Here is a 20018-nt window from a genome sequence, read left to right as displayed (position 1 = left end):
GCCGCTGTCGTCACCGGCCGTCACTCGACCGCCGTCAGCTGTTCGATCGCCGACCGAGGAATCGGACCCCGAACAGCACTGAGCCCCGGACCGAATGATTCGGTCCGGGGCCCAAGAGCACGGTGCTGAGCGCTTGTTCGGTTACTACGCGCTGCGCGTCGAGGCTCGAAAGTCGTTTGTCAGGCGCTGGCGTTGCGCGCCCGGTTGCGAGCGGCGCGGCGCTTCATGGCGCGGCGCTCGTCCTCGCTGAGACCGCCCCAGACGCCGGAGTCCTGACCGGACTCGAGCGCCCACTGCAGGCACTGCTCCATGACGGGGCAGCGGCGGCAGACGGCCTTGGCTTCCTCGATCTGCAGCAGCGCAGGACCGGTGTTGCCGATGGGGAAGAAGAGTTCCGGGTCTTCCTCACGACAAACGGCGTTGTGACGCCAGTCCATGGCTGCTCCATCTCCTTGTATTGCGAACAGGTTGCTTGTGAATGTGAACGCTTTCACGAATCCCCCCGTGAGGGAAGCGCGACCGCCCGGTTTCACGCGGGTGATCAGTCAGAGATTCGTGGAGGGGTTCTGGCGGTCTGTGTGGGTGCCGGGTGTTGCGGGCTGTCCCGATCGCCATGAAGAGATTCGCAAACCTCGGACGGGGATACAACCCCTTCCGGAAAGTTTTTTTTGATTCGTCGGTGTCTACTAGGTCACAGCCCTACATCGTGAGGGTGGACCGGCGTGTAAACGTTCGAGTGAAAGGCCTTCGGGCCCTTCTACTCACACAATCACACGCAGTGCCCGGCGTACGCCTGTGAACCGAACGCTGGTCCGCAGTCCGAGGTGATCGCCGTCCATCTGGAAGGGAAGCGGAACCTTCGAATGCAAGGTGAAGTCGGTCAGATCGTGCAGAGACACCGCGTGCTTGCCGTGCGGACCCCGCTCAGGAGTGGAGGTCAGGAGCTGTGTCGCGTACCGCGCGACCGCCGGAGTTGACAAACGGTCCAGTGCCAATACGTCAAGCGCAGTATCGAACGAGGCTTCGGGCGAGGCGTAAAGGGGGCGATTCCCCAGATATGTCCACGGTGACGTATTGCACACTATGGACAGCACCAGATCGGTCACCGGGTCCGCGCCGGGGCGCTCCAGCGTGACCGTGCCGTGATGCCGGTTCGGCTCCTCCCAGAACTGGCGCATGAGCTGTCGCACGTACAGGGCGTGCGTCGAACGCTTGCCGCGTTCGCGCTGCTGCTCCACCCGGCCCACGACACCCGCGTCGAAGCCGAAGCCCGCGCAGAAGGTGAACCAGCGGGCCGGGACCGACTCGTCCTCCGTACCCGGGGTGCCGGCGGCCAGGCCCAGGCCCACCGTCCGCTCGCGCTGCTCCCGCAGCGCGTCCAGCAGGGCGCCGGTCGCCTCGACCGCGTCGTTGGGCAGTCCCAGGGCGCGCGCGAACACATTGGTGGAGCCACCGGGGACCACCGCCAGCCGCGGCAGCCGATCCGGATCGGGCCCGTTGTGCAGGAGTCCGTTGACCACTTCGTTGACCGTGCCGTCGCCGCCGAGGGCGACGACGAGGTCGAGGCCCTCGTGCGCGGCCTTGCGCCCCAGGTCCCGGGCGTGCCCGCGGTACTCGGTGGTGACCGCCTCCAGCTTCATCTCGCTGGCCAGGGCGTGGGTCAGGACGTCGCGCGTGCGCGCACTGGTGGTGGTCGCTGCTGGGTTGGCCACGAGAAGTGCACGCATGAGCGCCAGACTACCCACCCCTTCACGAGCCGACCCTACTGCCCGTCCCCTCCGGGGCCCGGGGCGCGCCGCTACCCTGCTGGAGTGAGTAAGAAGCAGCCCGCGAACGCCCCCGCCCCCGCTCCCGCCGCCGACGTCCCGACCGCCGCGCTGCCCGGCCGGCTGACCGCGGCCGCCGCGCTCACCGCCCTGGAGGGCCTGGCCCTGGCCGGCCTCGGGTTCTACATGTTGTTCGTCGGGATCGCCGGTGACCCCGACTCCGCGCAGCAGGCCGAGACGGGCGGGATCACCCTGCTCGCGCTCGCCGCGCTGCCGCTGGTCGCGGCCCGCGGGCTGCGCCTGGGGCGCCGCTGGAGCCGCGGCCCGGCCCTGATCACCCAGCTGATGGCGCTGCCGGTGGCCTGGACCCTCTACAGCGCCGGCGGTGCGATGATCGCCGCCGCCGTGGCGCTGGCCGTGGCCGCGGTGGCCGTCGTGGCGCTCCTGGTGAATCCGACGGCGACCGAGGCTCTGGGTATCGGGCCCGGGGAACAGGCCCGATAACCGGTCGTCCGTTTCCTCCCGCGCTCGCCTACTCCTCGACGAGGAGCTTCTCGCGGAGCTGGGCCAGGGTGCGGGCCAGCAGCCGGGAGACGTGCATCTGGGAGATGCCGACCTCCTGGGCGATCTGCGACTGGGTCATGTTGCCGAAGAAGCGAAGCAGCAGGATCCGCTTCTCCCGCGGTGGTAGTCCCTCCAGCAGCGGCTTGAGGGACTCGCGGTACTCGACGCCCTCCAGGGCCTCGTCCTCCGAGCCCAGGGTGTCCGCGACCGCCGGCGACTCGTCGTCGGTGTCCGGGACGTCCAGGGAGAGCGTGCTGTAGGCATTGGCCGATTCCAGCCCCTCCAGCACCTCCTCCTCGGAGATCCCCAGCCGCTCGGCCAGTTCGTGCACCGTCGGCGAGCGGCCGTGCTGCTGGGACAGTTCGGCCGTGGCGGTCGTCAGCGAGAGCCGCAGCTCCTGCAGACGGCGCGGCACCCGCACCGCCCAGCCCTTGTCGCGGAAGTGGCGCTTGATCTCGCCGACCACCGTGGGCGTGGCGTACGTGGAGAACTCGACCCCGCGGTCCGGGTCGAAGCGGTCCACCGACTTGATGAGGCCGATCGTCGCGACCTGGGTCAGGTCGTCGAGCGGCTCACCGCGGTTGCGGAAGCGCCGCGCCAGGTGTTCCACCAGGGGCAGGTGCATCCGTACCAGCCGGTTGCGCAGCTCGGCCTTCTCCACCGAACCGTCGGGCAGCGCCCGCAGTTCGATGAACAGGGCCCGTGCGCCGCTGCGGTCGCGCGGATCCGGCAGGGCCGGGGTCGCGGTGAACACCGGCGCCGGTGGCACCACGGGGGCCGCGGCCTCGGCCTCGGCTCCCGTCCCGGTCGACCGGTCCGGTTGTGGTTGTTCCTGCTGGTTCTCGCTCATAGGGCCCGCCCGTCGCTCCGCCGAGTCCAAAAAGCCGTCTTCCGCATCCGCGTCAGCCGGGTGCGGTCGGGCGTGCTGTTGCTCCGGGATGCCGCCGTCGACCTCGTGCCGTACCCGGGGCCGATCCCCGCCCCGCACCGGGATCTCCCCGCCGCTCACGCCGGGCCTGGTCCCGCGCCGCGCTGTTTGTAGAGGCTGATGCTCACCGTCTTGTTCTCCTCGACCGTGGCCTCGACCTTGCCGGCCAGCGCCGACAGGACCGTCCACGCGAACGTGTCACGCTCCGGTGCGCGCCCGTCGGTGGTCGGCGCCGAGACGGTCACCTCCAGCGAATCGTCGATCAGCCGGAACACGCAACTGAGGACGGAGCCCGGCACGGCCTGCTGGAGCAGGATCGCGCAGGCCTCGTCCACCGCGATGCGGAGGTCCTCGATCTCGTCGAGGGTGAAGTCCAAACGTGCCGCGAGGCCGGCCGTGGCCGTCCGCAGCACCGACAGGTAGGCACCCGCAGCGGGCAGCCGGACTTCCACGAAGTCCTGAGTCCCGGGCTCGCCTGCGATCTGGGACACCCTCACCTCCAAGGTGGTACGAGCTCTGTTCGCCGGTGACGCTATCGCGATCCGGGCGATCGTGTCGCGGCACCCCTCTTGGTACCCGCTCAGAGCACCCCGCCGGCGAGCCAGTGACTGATGGTAAGCCCATGGGTACGCACAGTGGCTAGGGGTCTGCGGGGCCCAAATCAGGGGAACCGGCGGAGGGTTGAACTACCCCGCTTCAGACGATCGAACCGTCGACAAAACACCAGCGCCAGGTCTCACCCGGTTCGAAGCTCCGCATCACCGGATGGCCGGTCTCCTCGTGGTGCGCGGTGGCGTGCCGGTGGGGCGAGGAATCACAGCAGGCCACGTGCCCGCACCCCAGGCACATCCGCAGCTGCACGGGGTGGCTGCCGAGGGCCAGGCATTCGGGGCAGGTGTGGTGCGAGGGCACCGGTTCGGGGCGCGGCAGTTCGGCAACGTGGGTGCACTCGCTCATCGCATTCTCCTTGTACCGGACCCCGACTTCCAGTCTCGGGGCGAACCGCGCGCACGGGCCGGAACCGTGATGCGGCGGAGTGTCGTTGCGTCACGCTTTGACCGGAGCTTGATCTCGTACAGAATACGTTCCCGCCGTGCGAGTCCTGGGGATCTCCTCGGCCAAGCCCGCGCGTTCGGGGCGAGCGGCCGATGATTGAGGTGGATCTTCGATGGAGGTATTGCCGCTGGTGGCGCTGATCGCCGGTAGTGCGGCGGTCGCCGGGCTGGCGCGCCGGACCCCGGTGCCCGCGCCCCTGCTGCTGGTCGCCGCCGGTCTGCTGGCCGGGTACGTGCCGGGGGTGCCCGCGTACGCCCTCGACCCGCACATCGTGCTGCCGTTGCTGCTCCCGCCGTTGCTGTACACCGCGGCCGTGGACAGCTCGTACCTGGACCTGCGCGCGAACGTCCGGCCCATCGCGATGCTCTCGGTGGGCTACGTGCTCTTCGCGACGCTCGTCGTCGGGTACGCGGCGTACGCGCTGGTGCCGGGGCTCTCCGTGCCGGTGGCGCTGGTGCTGGGCGCGGTGATCGCCCCGCCGGACGCGGTCGCCGCCACCGCGATCGCCCGCAAGCTCAAGCTGCCGAACCGGATCACGACCATCCTGCAGGGTGAGTCCTTGGTCAACGACGCGACCGCGATCACCGCGTACAAGGTGGCGCTGGCCGCGGCGGTCGGGGTGAGCGCCGGCTGGGCGGGCGGGATCGCGGAGTTCCTGCTGGCCTCGGTGGGCGGCATCGGCGTGGGCCTGCTGCTGATGGTGCCGATCCACCATCTGCGCACCCGGTTGAAGGAGCCCCTGCTCCAGAACACCCTCTCGCTGTTGATCCCCTTCGTGGCGTACGCGTCCGCCGAGCGGGTGCACGCCTCCGGGGTGCTCGCGGTGGTCGTGGTCGCGCTCTACCTCGGGCACCGGAACTGGCAGGTCGATTTCGCCACCCGACTCCAGGAGGAGGCGGTGTGGAAGGTGGTCGCCTTCGTGCTGGAGTCGGTGGTCTTCGCGCTGATCGGGCTCCAGCTGCCGGTGGTCCTCAGGGGTCTCGGCGAGTACAACGGCCTGCACGCGGCCTGGTACGCGATCGCCGTGTTCCTCGCGGTGGTGGTGGCCCGGTTCCTGTGGGTCTTCCCGGCGACCTTCGTGCCCCGCTGGATCTCGCCGCGGATCCGCGACCGGGAGCCGGAGACCGACTGGAAGGCCCCGGTGATCGTGGGGTGGGCGGGGATGCGCGGCGTGGTCTCGCTGGCCATCGCCTTCTCCGTGCCGATGTCGGTGCCGCACCGCAACCTGATCCTCTTCCTGACGTTCACCACGGTCATCGGGACGCTGGTGGTGCAGGGGCTGACGCTGCCGCCGCTGATCCGGGCGCTGAGGCTGCCGCCGAGGGACGTGCGGGCCGAGACCCTGGCGGAGGCGCAGGCGCAGAGCGAGGCCTCGCGGGCGGCCGAGGACCGGCTGGTCGAGTTGCTGGAGGAGTCGGAGAACAGCACGCTGCCGCCGCCGCTGGCGGACCGGCTGCGGACGGTCATGGAGCGTCGGCGCAACGCGGTGTGGGAGCGGCTGGGCGAGGTCAATCCGGAGACGGGGGAGTCGGCGGACGACATCTACCGGCGGCTCGCGCGGGAGATGATCGCGGCCGAGCGGGAGGTCTTCGTGGCGCTGCGGGACCAGCGGCGGATCGACGACGAGATGCTGCGGGCGCTGCTGCGCCGGCTGGACCTGGAGGAGGCCGCGGCCTACCGCGAGGAGGGCTGAGCGCGCGGCGCGGTCACGGCCGGCCGGTGACGACGGCGGCGAGGGTCGTGCCGCGCGGGAAGGTGCCGGACGCGGTGAGTTCGGCCAGGGCCCAGAGCAGCTTGGCCACGTAGATCCGCTCCACCGGGACGCCGTGGCGGGACCCGAAGTCGGCGGCGAAGGCCTCCAACTCGGCCGGGACCCGGGCGTAGCCGCCGTGGTGGAAGTCCTCGGCCAGGGTCCACTCGCCGGCCGGGCCCCCGAAGGCGGCCGCCTGGAGGGAACGTATCTCCGCGGCGAGGAAGCCGCCCGCCAGGACGGGGACCCCGAGCGCCCGCTGCCCGGGGGCCAGTCCGGCCGCGAGGCCCGCCAGCGTCCCGCCGGTGCCGCAGGCCACGGCCACCACGTCGGCGGCGCCGCGCAGCTCCCGGCCGAGCTCGGCGCAGCCGCCCAGGGCCAGGGCGTTGCTGCCGCCCTCGGGGACGACGTACGCGCCCTCCGCGCCGGCCGCGTCCACCAGCCGGGCCAGCTCCCGCGGCTCGGCCTTGCGGCGGTACTCCGACCGGGACACGAAGTGCAGCCGCATCCCGTCGGCGGCGCACCGGGCGAGGGAGTCGTTCAGGGGCCGTCCGGCGAGCTCGTCGCCGCGGACGATGCCGACCGTCGGCAGCCCGAGCAGCCGCCCGGCGGCGGCGGTGGCCCGCAGGTGGTTCGAGTAGGCCCCGCCGAAGGTGACGAGCCGCTCGTGGCCGCCCGCCAGGGCGGCCCGAAGATTGGGCGCGAGCTTGCGCCACTTGTTGCCGGGCAGCTCCGGATGGACGAGGTCGTCCCGCTTCAGCAGGAGCCGTACGCCGTGCCGCTCGAACCGCTCGTCAAGCGTCTCCTGCAACGGGGAGGGCGGGCGCGGCTCCAGCAGCGCGTCAAGGTTCGAGGGCCGGTTCACCCGTCCATTGTGTATCCGGATGGCATCCGCGCCGCCACGCGACCCGGACGGCACGTTCCTGACCGGAAGGCCCGGACCGGTGCCGCGGAGGTGCTTCACGTGCCCGGGGTGCATCAGTGATGATGGAGCGTCAAATCCATTGACCATGGGGGGAATTCATGGGCGCCAGCAGTGATGCGATTCCGTTCGGCGTGGTGGGACTGTTGGTGATCGTCCTGGCCTATTTCATTCCCACTGCGGTCGCCTTCGGGCGAGGGGTGCCCAACAAGGGCTCCGTTCTGGTGGTCAACCTGTTCCTGGGCTGGTCCGTCGTGGGATGGGTGATCGCGCTCGCCATGGCCGCGCGCAGTCGGTAGTGGTGCTCCGTCGTCGTCCCCGGCGTGGTGCCGGGGACGACGGCCCGGGAGGGTGGCCCGGAGCCGCCGGCCGGGGGCCGGCTACTTCAGGCGCTCGCCGATGCGGGCGCGCATGGCGTCCATCGTGAAGCCCCTGGGGTCGACCTTGCCCGGCTGCCACTCGCGGTGGCCGATCACTGAGCGTTCCGTCCACCGGTGGTACCGGCAGATGGCCGCCGAGGCGCGGGCGATGGCGTCGAGCTGGACCGCCGGCCAGGGGTCCGCGCCGTCGCCGAGGTTCTCGCACTCGAAGCCGTAGAAGTAGCGGTTGCCGTCGGTGTCCGTCTCGTTGTCCGGGGGCAGTCGCTTCTCGGCGATCACCGCCGCCAGGACGTCGGAGTCACCGGCCCCCGCATGGTTGGCGCGGCCGTAGCCCACGAGGTGGACCCGCCCGTCCTTGGCGATCACGCCGTGGCAGAGCGGGCCGGGCAGGGCGCTGTGGCCCTCCCGGCAGAGCTCGACGGTGTACGCGGTGCCACGGGTGACGGTGTGGTGGATCATCACCCCGTGCACGGGGCCCCAGGGCCCCTTGTGGTTGCGGTTGTGGGTGCGCCAGGCGCCGACCTCGACGACGGTCAGTCCTTCGTTGCGCAGTGCGTTGATGAAACGGTCCGCGGACATGGGTGCGGCCATGGCCGCCTCCTTCGTGCGGGCGCGACGGGCACCCTGTGTGCCCGTGTCGTCACCCTCCGGTTTAGTGGAGGCGACCCTTCCGCGGCTAGTGCATTCGTACAACGAGCGAGCCGATCCGGCCAAGGGTCGGAGATCAGGCCGATGCGAGCCACAGGTCGGGGCCGAAGACCTCGTAGTGGATGTCGGCGGCCGGCACCCCCTTGGCGATCAGCTGCTCGCGCACGGCCCGCATGAAGGGGAGCGGCCCGCACAGGTAGGCCTGGGTGCCCGGGGCGAGCGGGACGGTCGAGAGGTCCATGCGGCCCTCGCCGTCGCCCGGCTCCGCCTCCTCCTCGTACCAGAACCGGGCCGAGGCGTCCGCCAGCTTGTGGGTCAGTGCCCGGTGGTCGCCCCGCAGCGGGTGGTCGGCGGGGGAGCGGTCGGCGTGCAGCACGGTCACCGGAGCGGGGTGTCCGATGTCGGACAGGTGCTCCAGCATCGAGAGCATCGGGGTGCAGCCGATCCCGGCCGAGGCGAGCAGGACCGGGGCGTCCGGGTCGGCCAGGACCAGGTCGCCGTACGGGGCCGAGACCCGCAGGGTGTCGCCGGGGCGGATCCGGGCGTGCAGGTGGTGGGAGACCTCTCCGTCGGGGCCCGCGGCGGCCGGTCCGTGGACCCGCTTGACGGTGATCGCGCGCACCGCGGAACCGGGGGAGCTGATGAGGCTGTACTGGCGGATCTGGCGGGCCCCGTCCGGGAGCTCGACCTGGACCGAGACGTACTGGCCGGGCCGGTGGCCGGGTGCCGGGGCGCCGTCGGCGGGGGCGATCCGGAAGGTGGTGCAGTCGGCCGTCTCCTCCGTCCGGTCGGTGACGGTCCATTCGCGCCACACGTCGCCGGCGACCACCCGCTGCTCGGCGTAGAGCCGTTCCTCCAGGGTGATCAGGGCGTTCGCCATCAGCCAGTAGACCTCGTCCCAGGCCTGGGCGACCTCGGGCGTGACCGCCTCGCCGAGGACCTCGGCGATCGCCGCGAAGAGGTGCTCGTGGACGACCGCGTACTGCTCGCGGGTGACGCCGAGGCTGGCGTGCTTGTGGGCGATGCGGCCGAGCATCACGTCGGGGCGGGTGTCCGGGTGGGCGAGCAGATGGGTCGCGAAGGCGGCGACGGAGCCCGCGAGGGCCTGCTGCTGGAGGCCGGAGCGCTGATTGCCCCGGTTGAAGAGGTCGCGGATCAGTGCCGGGTGGGCCGCGAAGAGCTTCGTGTAGAAGAGCTCCGCTATCTCGCCGATCGCCGCGCCGACGGCGGGCAGGGTGGCTCGTACGGTCGCGCTCGACTTCTCGGACAGCATGCGGAACTCCTCGCGTGATGGATGTGACTGTGTGAACTTGCATCTAAGATGCGTATTTTTGATCGCAGAGGACCGCGGGAGGGTGGGCCTCTGTTCGAACTCCCGCCGAGGTCGGCGGGCGGCGGTGATCGGTCGGCCGACCCCGAGGGGTCAGGGGCCCCCGGGCCCGCCGGGCCCGGTCGGTGTGGGTGCCCTGCTCGAAATGCCCAGCAGGAGCGGTCCCGTGGGGGATGCCACCAGGTCGTTCACCGTGAGCGGGTCCAGTGCGGCGAAGAACGCCTCCTGGGCCCGGCGCAGCGCGCCGCGCAGTACGCAGGCGCCGCGCAGGGGGCACGGGGTGGTGCCCTCGCACTCCACGACGTCGCCCTCGCCCTCCAGTTCGCGCACCACCGCGCCGACCGGCGCGGCGCGTCCGGCGGCGGTCAGGGCGAGCCCACCACCACGGCCGCGCCGGGCCTCGACCAGGCCGAGATGCTGCAGCCTGGCGACCACCTTGGCGGTGTGCGTGTAGGGGACCTCCATGGTCGCCGCCACGTCACGGGTGGTCGGGAGGTCCGTCTCCTCGACGGCCAGGCGCATGAGGACGCGCAGGGCCAGGTCGGTGAATCGGGTCAGCCGCATGGGGACACCGTAGGGAAACTTGCATATCCGATGCAAGTTAGGGCCCAGGTCCCGGATGTCTCGCGCGTGGCCGAAACCAGTGGGGTGTGTGGGGTTGAAGTGGCTCATGGGGGAGGTGGGTGACCCCAAAGAGTGCCCCACACCCACAAGGAGTAGTCCCACCCTTTTGTGTAATGGTCCCACCACGTTCCGTACTGAAAGGCTGCATCCGCAGATCCATGGAGTGATCGAAAGGGAAAGACATGTCGGTCCAGGCAGGTTCCGAGTCCGAGGCCCAGACACCGCAGCGCAGTCTTGGGACGACGGCCGCACGGAACTTGGCAACCACGACCAAGTCCGCGCCGCAGATGCAGGAGATCACCTCGCGGTGGCTCCTGAAGATGCTGCCGTGGGTGTCGGTGCAGGGCGGCACGTACCGCGTCAACCGCCGGCTGAGCTACTCGGTCGGCAACGGCGTCGTGGAGTTCATCAAGACCGGCACCCAGGTCCAGGTGATCCCGGCCGAACTCGGCGAGCTCCCGTTGCTGCGCGACTACGAGGACCTCGACGTCCTCGGCGAACTCGCCCAGCGGTGCCGGCAGATCGACTTCGAACCCGGCCAGGAGCTGACTTCCTTCGGCAGCCCCGCCGACCAGGTCTTCCTGCTCGCCCACGGCCGCATCGACCAGATCGGCCCCGGCCCCTACGGGGAGGACGCCGTCCTGGCGACCGTCGCCGACGGCGCGTACTTCGGCGACGACTCCCTCGTCGATGAAGAATCGATTTGGGAGTACACCGCCCGCGCCGCCACCTCCGGCACCGCGCTCACCCTGTCCCGCCAGGACTTCCAGCTCCTCGCCGACCGTGTCGAGTCCCTGCGCGAGCACGTGGAGGACGTACGGACCCGGCCCGACCGGGAGACCAACAAGTACGGCGAGGCCGCGATCGAGCTCTCCGCCGGCCACCGGGGCGAGGCCGTCCTCCCCGGCACCTTCGTGGACTACGAGGCCCGGCCGCGCGAGTACGAACTCTCCATCGCACAAACGGTCCTGCGGGTGCACAGCCGCGTCGCCGACCTCTACAACCACCCGATGAACCAGACCGAGCAGCAGTTGCGGCTCACGGTCGAGGCGCTGCGCGAGCGCCAGGAGCACGAGATGCTCAACAACCGCGACTTCGGCCTGCTCCACAACGCCGACTACGACCAACGCATCCAGCCGCACGACGGCGCGCCCAGCCCCGACGACATGGACCAGCTGCTCAGCATGCGGCGCGGCTCCAAGCTGTTCCTGGCGCACCCCAAGGCGATCGCCGCCTTCGGCCGCGAGTGCAACAAGCGCGGGATCTACCCGGAGTCCGTGGACATCGGCGGCAACCGGGTGCCGGCCTGGCGCGGGGTGCCGATCTTCCCCAGCAACAAGATCCCGATCAGTGACGCCCGCACCACCTCCATCCTGTGCATGCGCACCGGCGAGGACGAGCAGGGCGTGATCGGTCTGCACCAGCCGGGCATCCCGGACGAGATCGAGCCGAGCCTGTCGGTCCGCTTCATGGGCATCAGCGAGCAGGCGATCATCTCCTACCTGGTCACCGCCTACTTCTCGGCCGCGGTGCTGGTTCCGGACGCGCTCGGCGTGCTGGAGAACGTCGAGATCGGGCGCTGGCGCTGACCGCCGTGAACGCCATCGCGACCGGTGAGGGCCAGGACGCCGCGGCCCTGCTGGAACGGACGAGAGAAGCGGTCGACCCGCAGCTGCGCCGCATGGTCGAGAGCCTGCCGGGTCAGATGCGGCGCGTGGCGATGTACCACTTCGGCTGGGAGCGCGAGGACGGCGGCCCCGCCGCGGGCGGGGCCGGGAAGGCCATCCGGCCCGCCCTGGTGCTGGCCGCCGCCCAGGCCCTGCGCGGCCTGGGGTCCGGCCCGGTCGACGAGGCCGTACGGGCGGCGGCGGCCGTGGAGCTGGCGCACAACTTCACGCTGCTGCACGACGACATCATCGACAAGGACGTCCGGCGGCGCGGCAGGCCCACGGCCTGGACCGTCTTCGGGACGCCGGACGCCATCATCACGGGCGACGCGATGATGGCCCTCGCGCTCAAGGTGCTGGCGGAGGATCCGCATCCGGCCGCCGCGGCGGCCTCGGCCCGACTCGCGGCCTGTGTCATCGAGCTGTGCGCGGGCCAACAGGCGGACTGCGCCTTCGAGCAGCGTCCCCAGGTCTCGCTCGACGAGTGCCTGGCCATGGCCACGGCCAAGACCGGGGCGCTCCTGGGCTGCGCGTGCGCGCTGGGCGCCCTGTACGCGGGGGCCGGCCCGGACGAGGTCGACGCCATGGACGCCTTCGGGCGGGAGGCCGGGCTGGCCTTCCAGCTGATCGACGACCTGATCGGCATCTGGGGGGACCCGGGGCACACCGGCAAGCCCGCCGGGGCCGACCTGATCGCCCGCAAGAAGTCCCTCCCGGTCGTGGCCGCCCTCACCTCGGGCACCGCGGCGGGCAAGGAGCTGGGCGAGCTGTACGCCGGCCCCATGACCGGGGACGACGTGCGCCGGGCCGCCGACGCCGTGGACCGGGCCGGCGGCCGCGACTGGGCGCAGGAGCAGGCCGCGGACCGGATGGGGCGGGCGGTCCAGCAGCTGTCCCGGGCCGTACCGGACCTCGGGGCGGCGGGCGGGTTGCTGGCACTCGCGGAGTTCGTGACGCGCCGTACGAGGTGAGCCCGAGGGGGGCGTAGGAGGCGAACGGGGTCCGAGGCCCGTTCCGGTACCGCGCGGTGCCGGAACGGGCCTTACCGCATGTCGGCGCCAACTCTAGGATCACTCGCGGTTGTTGATACGCGAGCGAAGGGTGTGGCCAGTGGCACTGGAGATACGTCAGGCGGATCGGTCGGACCGGGACGCGGTGGCGCGGCTGCTCGACGAGGCCTTCCGCACCGACCCGGTGAGCAGCTGGGTCTTCCCGGACCCGGAGCACCGGGCCGCGGTGCACGGGAAGTTCCTGGGCGTCTTCGTGGACGTGGCGCTGGAGGAGGGCCGGATCGACTACGCCGTCGACGGCTCGGCGGCCGCGCTGTGGCTGCGGATCCCGGCGGTCGACCCGGAGGCGGAGGCCGTCGAGGACGAGGTCCCGGCGCGCATGCGGGCCGTGGCCGACCCGGACAACGAACGGTGCGAGCTGGTCGGGCGCCTCACGGGGGCGGTGCACCCGACGGCCGAGGAGCACGAGTACCTGCTGATGATCGCGGTGGCCCCGGGCCGGCAGGGGCAGGGCCTCGGCGGCGAGCTGATCGCGCCGGTGCTGGAGCGCTGCGACCGCGAGGGCGTGCCGGCGTACCTGGAGGCGAGCAGCGAGCGCAGCAAGGGGCTGTACGAACGGCTCGGCTGGGAGCTCACGGGGGAGCCGGTGCGGCTTCCGGACGGGCCGCTGATGTGGCCGATGTGGCGCAAGCCGCGTAGCTGAGCGGCGAGGTCCACGGGGGCTTGCGTAACCACTACAGGCGAAGTACTTTATGCGACGTGCTCCGGTGCGGTGGCACTCCCTGGTGAAAGAGAATCGCTTGCGCAAGCTCACGTACCTCATCGCCACCTCGATCGACGGGTTCATGGCGGACCCGGACGGCGACGGCGACTTCTTCAACGACTACCTGGACCCCGAATACCTCGGCCACCTCACGACCGAGTACCCGGAGACCCTGCCGACCCACGCCCACGAGATGCTGGGCGTCGACATCTCGACGGCCCGGCACTTCGACGCGATCGTCATGGGGCGGCGCACCTACGACCCGGCTCTCAAGATGGGCATCGCGAGCCCGTACGCCCACCTGAAGCAGTACGTGGTGACGCGCTCGATCACGATCCCGCCCGACCCGTCGGTCGAGCTCATCAGCGGGGACGTGGCGGCCCGGGTGCGGGAGCTGAAGGCGCAGGACGGGCTCGGCATCTACCTCTGCGGAGGCGCGGACCTGGCCGGCCGGTTGGTCGAGGAGATCGACGAGTTCGTGATCAAGACCTACCCGGTCCTGACCGGGGGCGGCATCCCCCTCACGCGGGCCGGCTTCGCCCGCCGCGAGCTGGAGCTGACCGGAGTCAAGACCTTCGGCGGTGGGCAGGTCGTCACCACCTACGCGCGCAGGCGCTGACCCGTCGAACGCGGAGAAACCGGCCTACCGTGGAGGTATGGCCGGTGAACAGCAGCACCACACGCACGAGACGGTGGCCCCGCAGGCCGGGCACGAACAGCAGACGTGCCCGGCGTGCGGGCGCCGCGTCGACACAGTGGTCAGGCGGCGCAAGTCCCTCGGGATCTTCATCCCGGTATGGGGTCGGGGTCCCTGCCGGAACCCCGACTGCCATGACTACGCGGACCCCGGGGAGCGGTGACTCAGCCCTTGGTCGCGAGGTCCTTCGCGCCCAGGCCCGAGGCGAAGCCGTTGGCCCAGAGCTGGTTGACGCGCGAGCGCTCGGCGGAGTTCGGGTTGGCGTTCGTGCACGACGTGCCCGGGCCGCCACCCGACATCAGCTCGCTGCACGGGCCCGAGTAGTGGTCCGGCAGACCCAGCACGTGGCCGGTCTCGTGCGCCGTCACCCGGGTGGAGTTGTACTGCTGGTTCTGCCGGTAGTCCAGGAAGATGTAACCCCGGCCGTGCCCGTCCGTGCTCGCGTACGAGCCACGTGAGTCGTTGCCCTCGCGGTACGAGAAGTTCCCGCCCGAGGACACCTCCTGCAGCTTGACGTTGGACACCGAGCTGTTCCAGATCTGCGTGGAGCGGGCTATCTGGCTGCGGAAGCTGGGGGCGCTGCGGGTGTTGTACGTGACGGTCACGGCCAGGATGCCGGGGTTCGCGGCACGCTGTTCGGCGACCGAGCGCTGCACGGCCTCGAAGAAGGCGGCGTTCGCGGCCTCGTTCTCCGGCGAACGCTCGTAGGCGGCGTAGCTCACGGCGTTTCCGACGGGGGCGGGCGCGGCGGTGGCGGTGGGGACGACACCCAGGGTGGCGGCGAGGCCGAGGCCGACGGTCGTGGCCAGCATGGCCTTACGGGAGTGGCGCATGTGGGGGAGCTCCTACTCGTCCGGTGCGGTGGGGGGTGGTCTTTCGAACCGGAGTCTGCGGGAGCACAAGTGCCCGGCGGATGATGTCACTCCCCGATAACGCGGACCTATCGGCGAGATTTCGGCTGCCCAACTCACATGAGAATGGCGGGATTCGGGGGGCTATCGGTGGCTGGTGCGGTCCACCGGGACCGGCCTACCCTCAGGTCATGGAGCTTGAGGTCAGGCATTTGCGCGCCCTGTGCGCCATCGCCGACGCCGGAAGCCTGCACAAGGCCGCCCGGCAACTCGGCGTGAGCCAGCCCTCCCTGACGACCCAACTGCGCCGCATCGAACGGGCCCTCGACGGCGAGCTGTTCCTGCGCGAGCGGACCGGCTGCCGCCCCACCCCCTTCGGCCGGACCGTGCTGGGCCGGGCCCGCCCCCTGCTCGCCGAGATGGCCGCGCTCGTCGCGGAGGCCCGGGAACTCGCCCACGCCTCGCGGCTGCGCATCGGCTCGACCGCCAGCAGCGCGCTGCCGGGCTGGCTGCGGCGGATCCACCGGCGGCTTCCGGACACCGAGACCTCGCTGGTGGTGGACGTCTCCGCCAACGCGCTGCTCCGGATGGTCGCCGCGGGACAACTGGACGTGGCGTTCGTGCACGAGGTGGAGGGCAGCCCGCTGCGGGTGCCGCCGGGGCTGCAGGTGCGCGTACTCATGGAACGCGAACCGCAGTTCGTGTCGATGTCCCGGGACCATCCGGCCGCCGGCCAGGCGGTGGTCTCCTTACGGGACCTGGCCGCCGACCGCTGGATGGTCGACCCCTCGGTCGACGGCGAGTGGGACGGCCTGCGTCGGGTCTTCGCCGGGGCCGGACTCGACCCGCCGGTGCTGCACGCCGACTACCACACGGCGGCCTCGCTGATCATCTCCGGCGAGGCGGTCGCCCCCTGCCAGCCGACCTCCGGGCCGCGCGAGGACATGGCGATCCGGCCGCTCTGCGGGGACCCGCTCGCCGTGCGCCTGCTGCTGGCCACCCGACCGGGCGCGCACGCGGAGGTCTACGAGGACCTGCGCGCCGCCTATCGCGAGGCCGCCCTGCGGACGCCCCCGTACCGGGCCTGGCTGCACCACCACGCGAGCCCCCTGCTGGAGGTGGCGTAGCCCCCACTCCGGGGCTCCTCGGGCTGCGCCTTCCGGCCCGGACCGACGTGGATGTGACGCGGGTCACGGGAACTCGATCCCGGGTGGCGGACAGTCGACAGAAGTGACGACAGAGATGCGAACCCGGGTGCGGTCCGGGGATCCGGACGCCTACGCGGAGCTGTTCGACAGCTACGCGCGCACCCTCTACAACCATGCCTTCCGGATGACCGGGGACTGGGCCGCGGCGGAGGACGTCATGTCGGCCGCCTTCCTGGAGGCATGGCGGCTGCGCGGCACGATCGACCCCGAGGGCGGATCGCTGCGGCCCTGGCTGCTGGGCATCGCCACCAACCTCGCCCGCAACCACTGCCGGAGCAACCGGCGCTACCGGGCCGCCGCTGCCGCCGCCACGGCGGCCGCCGGCGCCGCGTCCGTACCCGACCACGCCGAGGAGGTGGCCGACCGCCTCGACGACCGGCGGCAGATCGCGGCCACCCTCGGGCAGCTGAGCGCGCTGCGCGGACCCGAACGCGAGGTCCTGCTGCTGTGCCTGGGGGAGGGCCTGGAGTACACGGAGGTCGCCCGTGTCCTCGGCATCCCGGTCGGCACCGTCCGTTCCCGGCTGTCCCGGGCCCGTACGAAGCTACGCAAACTCGCCGAAGCGCAACTGAAGTCGAAAAAGCGGGAACTCGCGGCTCGCCCCCGACAGGCATACGGCGACCGCACGAACACGGTCCGGTCCGCACAGGAAGGAACCCGATGAACGCCGACCTCTCCCGCCCCCACCCGGCCGGCCAGGAGGAGAACTCCCCCCTCCTGCCGTTCGCCGAACGGGACCTGCCCGCGGGCCGCCACCAGTTCCACAAGGAGCGCCTGATGGCCCAGATCCACGAAGACCTCCGCGCCGCCGACATCGCCGACATCGCCGCCCCCGCCGCGGCCCCGTCCGCCCCCGCCCGTGCCGCCGGGGCGCGCAACCCGTTCCTGCGTCGCTCGTTCCTCGTACCCGTCGCCGGCTTCGCCCTGGCCGGAGCCCTCGCCATCGGCTTCTTCTCCTCCGTGGACCGGGGCGCCGCCGACGGACCCGGTTCCACCCTCGCCACGGGGCCGGCGTTGACCACCCGGATCGGCACCGCCGACCCCAAGGGGACGCCGCAGCTCCTGGACCGCATCTCCCTGGCCTCCTCGTCCACCGGCGCCGGCCCGCTGTCGGTGCGCGCGGACCAGTTCGTCTACATCGGCAGCAAGTCGGCCAACACCTACGTGAAGACCGTCGGCGACAAGAGCACCGTGGTCAGCGAGCAGCTGCACACGCGCCACCAATGGAACTCGCCGGACGGCACCGAGGGCTGGCTGATCGAGCCCGGGAACACCGGGCCGAAGGGCGTGACCCTGGCGGGCCGTGACGAGCGGGGCAAGGCCCGGACGCCGTACCTCAACGCGCCCACCTACAACTACCTCACCACTCTGCCCACCGACCCCGACGTGCTGCTCCGGCGGATCTACGAGGAGACCAAGGGCATGGGCCGCGGCCCCGACCAGGAGGCCTTCACCACGATCGGCGACCTGCTGCGCGGCAGCTACCCGCCGGCCGAGCTCACGGCCGCGCTCTACAAGGCCGCGGCGAAGATCCCCGGCGTGGTGACGGTCGACGAGGCCGTCGACGCCGCGGGCCGCAGCGGGATCGCGGTCGCCCGGCTCGACGAGCACTCCGGTCTGCGCGAGGAATGGATCTTCGACCGCCAGACCCTCACGTTCCTCGGCGAGCGCAGCGTCCAGGTACAGGGCGAGTCCGGCGAACAGGGCCTGATCAAGCCCGGCACGGTCGTGTACACGAGCGCCGTCATGACCCGGACGGTCGTCGACCGGATCAAGGAGATCCCGCCCTCGGCCCGCTGACCGCCGCCTCCGGCCCTCAGGTCGGCTCTGTCCGATCATGCCGGGAGGCGGGCTCGGCGGCGCAGCCCCAGGTCCGCGCGTAGCCCTCGCGGAGGGGGCCGCCCACCAGGGCGAGGACGTCCGCGGCGGCGTCGACGAGGCCCTGGGGCCCGCCGCCGCGGCAGAGGCGGCGGTAGCCGTCGAGGAGGGCCCGGCCGTGCACGGCGTCGGCCTGCAACAGGCGTCGGGGGAACCACTTGCCGCCGCCGGTCCAGGCACGGCGGTGGTCGAGGAGGAGGTCGGCCGCGGTGCTGAGCACGACATGGGCCACGGCGAGGCGCTCGCAGGCGTCCACGGTGTCGGCGAGGTCGTCGAGGGCGTCGGTGAGCCCGTAGCGCCGGGTCTCGACCTCAGCGGGGGCGAGGGCGCCCGGACCTTCGCGGAGCGCCTCCTCGGCGTGTTGCTTGACGCGGGTGGCCGCTCCGTCCCGCTCGCTCAGGACCAGGCCGTCGGCGTACATGCGCTGCATGACGCCGCGACGGGAGGCCGCGTCGGCCGCGAAGAGCTCCCGCAGGCCGGCGCGGGTGTGAGAGAACAGCTCGACCAGCCGTCCCTCGAAGCGCAGGGTCTCCCGCCGGGTCTCGCCCCCGTCCTCGATCAGGACCGCGATGTCCAGATCGCTGGTGGCGGTGGCGCGGCCGGACGCGACGGACCCCGCGAGGACCACGCTCAGGGCGTCGGGAAAACGCTCGGCGGCGAGCCGCCGTGCTTGGTGGACGGGATGATCCGGGTCATCGGCAGCACGGTTCATGATCACCAGACTGGCACGCCCGACGGCGCCGGAGCCAGGGGTTTCGTCGTGGGCCGCGGGCCTTCGGCCCGGGCCCGGTCGTACGCGAGGGTCGCCGTCCCGTGCGCGAGCAGGGCCGCGCCGGCCGTCGCCCCCCGGGCTGCGGCGGTGGATCGCCCAGGCTGACATGCCCACGCAGTAGTGCACAACACCCCGAACCGTGGGGTTCCGGAAGGGCGCTTGACTTCGCCCAACCGCGATATATCGTGTTAACAGAAGACGCGATATGTTGCGTGCGTCGAGCCCGGTCCGTGTACGCACGAGGAGGATCAGCACCATGGCAGAGCAGTCGCCCGAGTCGTCGCCGTCGCCGACGACGTGGCACTTCGCCGAACCGCAGAAGCTCACCCTCGGGGAGCCGGTGACCGAGCTCCGCGTCCGCGTCGTGAGCGGCACGGTGAACGTGGTCGCCGCCGAGGAGGGCCCGGCCCGCCTGGAGGTGACCGAGGTCGACGGACCGCCCCTGTACGTCGTACAGGACGGCGGCACGCTGACCGTCTCCTACGAGGACCTGCCCTGGAACGGCTCCCAGGGCCTCAAGCAGTGGTTCGAGACCAAGCCCTGGAAGGCCTGGGCCGGTTCCGCCTCGGGCCGCAAGGCCTGGGAGCGCAGTGTCTCGATCACCCTCACCGTGCCCGCCGCCACCCAGGTCCACGTGGCAGCGGTCGGCGCCGCCGTCTTCGTCTCCGGCATCTCCGGCGGCACGGACGTCAACGGGGTCTCCGGCGACGCCACGCTGGTCGGACTGTCCGGCCGGATCAAGGCGCACACCGTCTCCGGCAGCGTCGAGGCGCAGTCCGTCTCCGGCGAGTTCGGCTTCCACTCCGTCTCCGGCGGCCTGACGGTGGTCGACGGCTCGGGCGGCAACGTACGGGCCGACTCGGTCAGCGGTGACATGCTCATCGACCTCGCCGCGGACCCCGCCGCCCCCGAGCCGGTGGACATCTTCCTCAACTCCGTCTCCGGGCAGGTCGCGATCCGCCTCCCGCACCCCGCCGACGCCAAGGTCGAGGCCAACACCGCCACCGGCCGCGTCTCCAACGCCTTCGAGGACCTGCGGGTCTCCGGGCAGATGGGCGCCAAGCGGATCACCGGAACCCTCGGCTCCGGCGCGGGCACCCTGCGGGCGACCACGGTCTCCGGTTCGATCGCGTTGCTGCGCCGCCCGCCGGCCGACGCGGAGAGCCCCGCCGCCCCCCTCACGCTCGACAAGAAGGTGCTCTGA

The 20018-nt window shown here is 71.6% G+C and carries 23 protein-coding genes; 12 read left to right on the top strand and 11 right to left on the bottom strand.

The window, feature by feature from the left end:
* Positions 1–179: 179 nt before the first annotated feature.
* On the bottom strand, positions 180–437 hold the full coding sequence (locus tag ACGFYY_RS01675; RefSeq protein WP_003953983.1) for a WhiB family transcriptional regulator: 258 nt from the start codon (positions 435–437) through the stop codon (positions 180–182).
* A 324-nt stretch (positions 438–761) separates the two neighbouring features.
* Positions 762–1727 (bottom strand): diacylglycerol kinase family protein, encoded by a 966-nt coding sequence (locus tag ACGFYY_RS01670; RefSeq protein WP_365266664.1) that lies wholly within the window; start codon positions 1725–1727, stop codon positions 762–764.
* 84 nt (positions 1728–1811) lie between these two features.
* Between ACGFYY_RS01670 and ACGFYY_RS01665 the strand changes: the two genes are divergently transcribed.
* Entirely contained in the window at positions 1812–2270 is a 459-nt protein-coding gene (locus ACGFYY_RS01665; protein WP_393706564.1) for a hypothetical protein, read from the top strand.
* A gap of 28 nt (positions 2271–2298) precedes the next feature.
* Here ACGFYY_RS01665 and ACGFYY_RS01660 read toward each other — a convergent pair whose 3' ends face one another.
* The 3 genes from ACGFYY_RS01660 to ACGFYY_RS01650 form a co-directional block, all read right to left on the bottom strand.
* A complete protein-coding gene (locus tag ACGFYY_RS01660; protein ID WP_365266663.1) occupies positions 2299–3339 on the bottom strand; it encodes an RNA polymerase sigma factor SigF in 1041 nt (346 codons plus the stop codon).
* Positions 3336–3749 (bottom strand): anti-sigma regulatory factor, encoded by a 414-nt coding sequence (locus ACGFYY_RS01655; protein ID WP_033218654.1) that lies wholly within the window; start codon positions 3747–3749, stop codon positions 3336–3338. The genes ACGFYY_RS01660 and ACGFYY_RS01655 overlap by 4 nt, the downstream gene beginning before the upstream one ends.
* 205 nt (positions 3750–3954) lie before the next feature.
* Positions 3955–4215: a UBP-type zinc finger domain-containing protein gene (locus ACGFYY_RS01650; protein ID WP_030764468.1), complete on the bottom strand. Its 261-nt coding sequence runs from the start codon at positions 4213–4215 to the stop codon at positions 3955–3957.
* Between the two features lie 211 nt (positions 4216–4426).
* On the opposite strand from ACGFYY_RS01650, the gene ACGFYY_RS01645 reads away from it, so the two are divergent.
* Complete coding sequence (locus ACGFYY_RS01645; protein WP_393706563.1) at positions 4427–6007, top strand: Na+/H+ antiporter; 1581 nt, start codon at positions 4427–4429, stop codon at positions 6005–6007.
* Between the two features lie 13 nt (positions 6008–6020).
* Here ACGFYY_RS01645 and ACGFYY_RS01640 read toward each other — a convergent pair whose 3' ends face one another.
* Positions 6021–6929 (bottom strand): 1-aminocyclopropane-1-carboxylate deaminase/D-cysteine desulfhydrase, encoded by a 909-nt coding sequence (locus tag ACGFYY_RS01640; protein ID WP_393706562.1) that lies wholly within the window; start codon positions 6927–6929, stop codon positions 6021–6023.
* A 158-nt stretch (positions 6930–7087) separates the two neighbouring features.
* On the opposite strand from ACGFYY_RS01640, the gene ACGFYY_RS01635 reads away from it, so the two are divergent.
* Complete coding sequence (locus ACGFYY_RS01635; RefSeq protein ID WP_365266653.1) at positions 7088–7285, top strand: superinfection immunity protein; 198 nt, start codon at positions 7088–7090, stop codon at positions 7283–7285.
* Between the two features lie 81 nt (positions 7286–7366).
* Here ACGFYY_RS01635 and ACGFYY_RS01630 read toward each other — a convergent pair whose 3' ends face one another.
* The 3 genes from ACGFYY_RS01630 to ACGFYY_RS01620 all read right to left on the bottom strand — a co-directional run bounded on the left by ACGFYY_RS01630 (position 7367) and on the right by ACGFYY_RS01620 (position 9908).
* Positions 7367–7957, bottom strand: a complete 591-nt coding sequence (locus tag ACGFYY_RS01630; RefSeq protein ID WP_393706561.1) for an N-acetylmuramoyl-L-alanine amidase — start codon at positions 7955–7957, stop codon at positions 7367–7369.
* A 133-nt stretch (positions 7958–8090) separates the two neighbouring features.
* Positions 8091–9287 (bottom strand): globin domain-containing protein, encoded by a 1197-nt coding sequence (locus ACGFYY_RS01625; RefSeq protein ID WP_393706560.1) that lies wholly within the window; start codon positions 9285–9287, stop codon positions 8091–8093.
* A 150-nt stretch (positions 9288–9437) separates the two neighbouring features.
* Positions 9438–9908, bottom strand: a complete 471-nt coding sequence (locus ACGFYY_RS01620; RefSeq protein WP_365266647.1) for an Rrf2 family transcriptional regulator — start codon at positions 9906–9908, stop codon at positions 9438–9440.
* A gap of 242 nt (positions 9909–10150) precedes the next feature.
* Between ACGFYY_RS01620 and ACGFYY_RS01615 the strand changes: the two genes are divergently transcribed.
* The 5 genes from ACGFYY_RS01615 to ACGFYY_RS01595 all read left to right on the top strand — a co-directional run bounded on the left by ACGFYY_RS01615 (position 10151) and on the right by ACGFYY_RS01595 (position 14268).
* Positions 10151–11557 carry a family 2B encapsulin nanocompartment shell protein gene (locus ACGFYY_RS01615; protein WP_365266645.1) on the top strand — a complete coding sequence of 469 codons (1407 nt, stop codon included), beginning with the start codon at positions 10151–10153 and terminating at the stop codon, positions 11555–11557.
* The gene (locus ACGFYY_RS01610; RefSeq protein WP_393706829.1) at positions 11554–12606 is read left to right on the top strand and encodes a family 2 encapsulin nanocompartment cargo protein polyprenyl transferase; all 1053 of its coding nucleotides are present in this window, start codon (positions 11554–11556) and stop codon (positions 12604–12606) included. The genes ACGFYY_RS01615 and ACGFYY_RS01610 overlap by 4 nt, the downstream gene beginning before the upstream one ends.
* A 139-nt stretch (positions 12607–12745) precedes the next feature.
* On the top strand, positions 12746–13348 hold the full coding sequence (locus ACGFYY_RS01605; protein WP_393706559.1) for a GNAT family N-acetyltransferase: 603 nt from the start codon (positions 12746–12748) through the stop codon (positions 13346–13348).
* 97 nt (positions 13349–13445) lie between these two features.
* Complete coding sequence (locus ACGFYY_RS01600; protein WP_393706558.1) at positions 13446–14027, top strand: dihydrofolate reductase family protein; 582 nt, start codon at positions 13446–13448, stop codon at positions 14025–14027.
* 37 nt (positions 14028–14064) lie between these two features.
* Complete coding sequence (locus ACGFYY_RS01595; protein ID WP_352042968.1) at positions 14065–14268, top strand: hypothetical protein; 204 nt, start codon at positions 14065–14067, stop codon at positions 14266–14268.
* 1 nt (position 14269) lies between these two features.
* Here the strand turns inward: ACGFYY_RS01595 and snpA are convergent, their stop codons facing one another.
* Positions 14270–14938, bottom strand: a complete 669-nt coding sequence (gene snpA / locus ACGFYY_RS01590; RefSeq protein WP_393706557.1) for a snapalysin — start codon at positions 14936–14938, stop codon at positions 14270–14272.
* A gap of 209 nt (positions 14939–15147) precedes the next feature.
* On the opposite strand from snpA, the gene ACGFYY_RS01585 reads away from it, so the two are divergent.
* The 3 genes from ACGFYY_RS01585 to ACGFYY_RS01575 all read left to right on the top strand — a co-directional run bounded on the left by ACGFYY_RS01585 (position 15148) and on the right by ACGFYY_RS01575 (position 17964).
* On the top strand, positions 15148–16083 hold the full coding sequence (locus ACGFYY_RS01585) for a LysR family transcriptional regulator (RefSeq protein WP_030711543.1): 936 nt from the start codon (positions 15148–15150) through the stop codon (positions 16081–16083).
* Positions 16084–16186: 103 nt separating this feature from the next.
* Positions 16187–16828, top strand: coding sequence for an RNA polymerase sigma factor (locus ACGFYY_RS01580; RefSeq protein WP_393706556.1), 642 nt, complete (start codon positions 16187–16189; stop codon positions 16826–16828).
* A complete protein-coding gene (locus ACGFYY_RS01575; protein ID WP_393706555.1) occupies positions 16825–17964 on the top strand; it encodes a CU044_5270 family protein in 1140 nt (379 codons plus the stop codon). Before ACGFYY_RS01580 ends, ACGFYY_RS01575 begins: the two co-directional genes overlap by 4 nt.
* A 16-nt stretch (positions 17965–17980) precedes the next feature.
* Here ACGFYY_RS01575 and ACGFYY_RS01570 read toward each other — a convergent pair whose 3' ends face one another.
* Positions 17981–18754, bottom strand: coding sequence for a nucleotidyltransferase domain-containing protein (locus tag ACGFYY_RS01570; protein ID WP_393706554.1), 774 nt, complete (start codon positions 18752–18754; stop codon positions 17981–17983).
* A gap of 316 nt (positions 18755–19070) precedes the next feature.
* On the opposite strand from ACGFYY_RS01570, the gene ACGFYY_RS01565 reads away from it, so the two are divergent.
* Positions 19071–20018: a DUF4097 domain-containing protein gene (locus ACGFYY_RS01565; RefSeq protein ID WP_393706553.1), complete on the top strand. Its 948-nt coding sequence runs from the start codon at positions 19071–19073 to the stop codon at positions 20016–20018.

This window comes from Streptomyces sp. NPDC048331 (assembly GCF_043201215.1).
GTDB lineage: Bacteria > Actinomycetota > Actinomycetes > Streptomycetales > Streptomycetaceae > Streptomyces.
Note: the sequence above shows the minus strand (reverse complement) of the source record. Positions and strands in the feature narration are given on the sequence as shown.